Below are 4307 nucleotides of genomic sequence, written 5' to 3'. Positions count from 1 at the left end.
AAACTGGAGTAACTGGAGCAACGGGTTTAACTGGTGCTACTGGGGTAACTGGTGTAACAGGTGATACTGGGGAAACTGGTGAAACAGGTGAAACTGGAGCAACAGGAGTAACAGGAGAAACTGGAGAAACTGGAGCAACTGGTGTATCAGGTTTAACTGGTGCTACTGGGGTAACTGGTGTAACAGGTGAGACTGGAGCAACAGGTGAGACTGGAGCAACTGGCTCAACAGGAGTTACTGGAGCAACGGGAGTAACTGGTTCAACAGGAGTTACTGGAGCTACTGGAGCTACTGGTGCAACAGGAGCAACAGCAGGAGCAATTGTTTTTACACAGACAAATCTTACTGCCATAAATATCCCAACTGCTACTCCTACTCCTACTACTATTCTTACTAGAACAATAACTACTACTACTCGCCAATTATTAAAATTAGATTCTATGGCAGAAATTGAGATTACTACCTCAGTTAGTGCTACTTCTCAGTATACGATTCTATATGATCTATTATTAGATGGTGTATCGATTGCTTCAGTAACTATTGAAAAGGATCGAGATAATGCTAGTGCCGCAACACGTCTTTATGGTGAAATTCCAAATTTGACATGGGTTGATGCACCTTCAGCAGCTGCTCACACTTATAGGATTGATGTTACAATTACTGGAGCAAATATTGTAAGTCCATCTGTGGCACTTACTAGGGCATTAAATATAATTAGCTTCTAAAAAAAAATCAAATAGTGCCTGTTTAATAATGTAGTTTAGAATTAGTATTATAAATACCAAAAAATCATTAAGGATAACTAGCACATTATTGTTGATATGTGTTAATTATCCTTATAAATATGAAATTATAATAAATGAAAAATTTTATAGAAAGCTCCAGGCTTTGTTTAATGAAAAATAGAATGAGGCTTAATATACTCTTCTAATGCCTGCTGCCAGTATCTTCTTATGTCATTAATAGTAAGTTCTATATTTTCACCGCTTTTATTTATATAATCTATAATTTTTTTTACTATTTGTATATTTGTTTTTTCATTATGCCCACCCATATTATAAACTTCACCTAGTACTCCATTTTTTAGAACCATATCTATAGCCTTGCAATGGTATTCAACGTAAAGCCACCTTATATTCATTTCTGATCCGTATATTGGCAAATCTTTGTGATTTAAGCAGTTATTAATTATTAATGGTATTAATTTTTTTGTCATCCAGACACTAAATAAGTTTTCATCTATATTTACTATTCCTCTCTATATTATAAATTACTCTCGATATCTCACTCATTTAGGAGAGATGATAAAGCAGTATTTCATGGACATGTACTGGAGAAATAATGATTTAACCTTAACTCCAGTTAAAGCAGATCAACAATTTTCAATGTAACATTTTAAATTTTAGTCCTATGGAGGAGTAAGTCTAAATCTATCCAGGGGGCTTCTAAATTATTTGAAAGTCTTATGACTTTTTTATAACTTTAAACAAATCTAATCAAATAGATGTGATTAGATAAAATAGCACATTATGAACTAACATCATATTATGAATGAGCAATAAAGTTGTAATTTATTGCAAGTAAGGAGGGTACAATTTGGACACGATAGGCATTCAACTTCAAAGACAAATAGCTGGATCAGTTAGCACAAATTCTAATGTAATATTCGGCTAAGTAGTTAACAGTTATGGAGCTGTAGTTTACAATTCATTAACTGGTGAAATAGTAATAAACAAAACGGGAAGGTATTTTATTAACTGGTGGGTAGCAACCCAGACAGCTTTAGGATCAAGTAATATAACCTTTTCAATTCAGACATCTCAAGGGGATAATTTGATAGGAAATTCACCTATTAAAACTGGTGACGTTGTTGGTTTTGCTATTATACAAGTCGATTCTGCACCAATTGCATTAAGGTTAATCAATTCAACATCTAATAGTGTGTTTTATTCTACTTTGGTACCAATTAAAGCAAATTTGGTGTTAGGCGAAATACCAGTAGAAGCTGGAAGTATAACTGGGACAACCGGAGTAACTGGTCCAACAGGATCAACAGGATTAACAGGATCAACTGGAGTAGCCGGAGTAGCCGGAGATACTGGAGCCACTGGAGCAAGAGGTTCAACTGGAGCTACTGGGGTAACTGGTGTAACAGGTGATACTGGAGCAACTGGAGCCACTGAAGTAACTGGGCCAACCGGAGCAACTGGAGCAACCGGAGCAACAGGTGAAACTGGAGCCTTTGGTACAACAGCATCAATAGCGAATGTAGGACCCGATGTTAGTTCGCAATTTAATGAATTAAGAACAGCTGAAAAGATGCCAATCATCGAATTGATTTCAGTTTATGGATTATCTAACCTAAGAGATATTACTACAACTACAGGTGCAGGAACAGTAGGTAGTAATAACACAGAATTTCAACTAACTACTACAGCAAGTGGTGCGGATAGCGCAGCATTAGACAGTTCGGAAAGAGGAAGATATGAACCTGGACTTGCTGGAGAAGCAGGAATTGGTGTACGTCTACCAGCCCCACCAACTGGTGCACAAGTGGCAAGATGGGGACTCTTTGATGCCCAAAACGGTGCTTTCTTCGGTCAAGATGTAGCGAATGGTATTTTCATAGACATTAGAAGAGCTGGCGTTGACACTATTGTTTCACAGTCCTCATGGAATGTGGATAAACTAGATGGTACAGGACCAAGTGGAGCAACATTGACACTTTATGAAGGAAATATATACCAAATTGTGTTTACTTGGTATGGGTATGGTGTCATCGAATTTAGAGTAGTAATACCTGACCCAACTACTTTAGCACAAGAAGTTATTACGGTTAATCGATTTACACCTACAGGCCAGATGAGTTTTGCTGACCCAAATCAACCCTTAAGAGCAGAAATTAACAACGCTGGAACAGCTACTAGTTTTAATTTATTTGTAGGATGAAGACAATATAGTATCATTGGGAAATATGAACCTACCTTTAGAGTAACCTCGGAACGAAGGACCGTTAGTAATGTCACTACTACGTTGACACCTGTTATATCATTTGAAAGAAAAGCAGTTTTTCCAACGGGGTCAGCTAGAACAAACTCAGTTGAAGTTGATTTAGAAGAAATTAATATTATATCAACAGAAGAATTAATTTTAAAAACACTTTGAAATATTGTAGAATGTAATAAATAGAAACTGTTGATTAATAATAATCAACAGTTTCACATTAAATGATTTCAGTTATTTCATATTCTACTTAGAATTTTATCAAATACCATTAAAATTAAGCTATTCCAACACCTGCACTGGCATATCCTACTACTGTATTAATCAATGTTAGTCCAGCTGCTGATGCAGAGAATACCATTAATAATCGTGTCTGCACAGTAACTGGTATTGATAACCCTGTGAGTAGAGCATTACTACTAGTACCTATTGCTAAAATACCTGTAAGAGCTGGTGCTAAAACTACCGCAGTTCCAGCAATTGGGGAGAAGGTATTATCAGGTGTAGTAGAGCTGTACAATTGTGCAGTAATAGTTACTGTTGATCCTATAAGACTTACAGCTGCTGTAGTACTGAAATAAGCAGCTATTGAAGTAATAGTACCATCACGAGGAACTGAAAAAGCAAAATTAAGAAGCTTTCCTGCAGCACCTGTCAGGTCTATTGTTGCACCTAGAACACTTAGGGCTGTTCCAGAAGAACCAAATCCAACAAGGGATGGTATTCCAGCTAAGCCACCTAAAATGGTAGTTAATGCGACAGGAAGGCCTGATGTAAATGGTATTATTGCACCAGCTCCAGTGACCCCGGTAACCCCGGTAACCCCGGTAACCCCGGTAACCCCGGTAACCCCGGTAACCCCGGTAACCCCGGTAACTCCGGTGACTCCGGTAACCCCGATAACCCCAGTAACACCAGTTGCACCAGTAACACCAGTGACTCCAGTTACACCGGTAGCAGCAGTACCTGGGCCGGTTACACCAGTAGCCCCTGTGGCCCCAGTATCTCCAGTTCTGCCAGTTGCACCAGTAATACCAATTGGGAAAAAATTGTTGTGGCAATTACTACGATTTCTGTCACACTTATTTGTGTCATGAACTCTATTGCAACAATTATCAGATGAACATTCAGCTGCGTGCCAATAATTGTATTTTTTATTATCAAGATAATTCAAATTATTAATAAAATTAAACTGATTCTTTATCACTAAATAACCTCCTTGTATAATCTAATTATAAGTTTGATAAGAAACCATCCTTAAATAATACGAATAATTTCCTACTTATCTTTGTTAATGTTAATCT

The 4307-nt window shown here is 37.3% G+C and carries 2 protein-coding genes and 2 pseudogenes; 2 read left to right on the top strand and 2 right to left on the bottom strand.

Translation table 11 applies throughout. The features are described 5' to 3' along the window. Positions 1–725, top strand: a pseudogene (locus KPL51_RS24185) (collagen-like protein); the annotation flags it as partial. Between the two features lie 230 nt (positions 726–955). Here KPL51_RS24185 and KPL51_RS22665 read toward each other — a convergent pair. Further along, a pseudogene (locus tag KPL51_RS22665) lies at positions 956–1210 on the bottom strand (GDP-mannose 4,6-dehydratase); the annotation flags it as partial. Between the two features lie 623 nt (positions 1211–1833). Here KPL51_RS22665 and KPL51_RS24180 point away from each other — a divergent pair. Continuing rightward, the gene (locus KPL51_RS24180; protein ID WP_280526782.1) at positions 1834–2949 is read left to right on the top strand and encodes a collagen-like protein; all 1116 of its coding nucleotides are present in this window, start codon (positions 1834–1836) and stop codon (positions 2947–2949) included. A gap of 331 nt (positions 2950–3280) precedes the next feature. On the opposite strand, the gene KPL51_RS22655 is transcribed toward KPL51_RS24180, so the two are convergent. After that, on the bottom strand, positions 3281–4210 hold the full coding sequence (locus tag KPL51_RS22655; protein WP_312888847.1) for an exosporium glycoprotein BclB-related protein: 930 nt from the start codon (positions 4208–4210) through the stop codon (positions 3281–3283). Positions 4211–4307 lie beyond the last annotated feature (97 nt).

The organism is Clostridium bowmanii (genome assembly GCF_018861315.1).
GTDB classification, from domain to species: domain Bacteria; phylum Bacillota; class Clostridia; order Clostridiales; family Clostridiaceae; genus Clostridium_AD; species Clostridium_AD bowmanii.
This window is presented reverse-complemented; position numbering and strand designations above follow the sequence as displayed.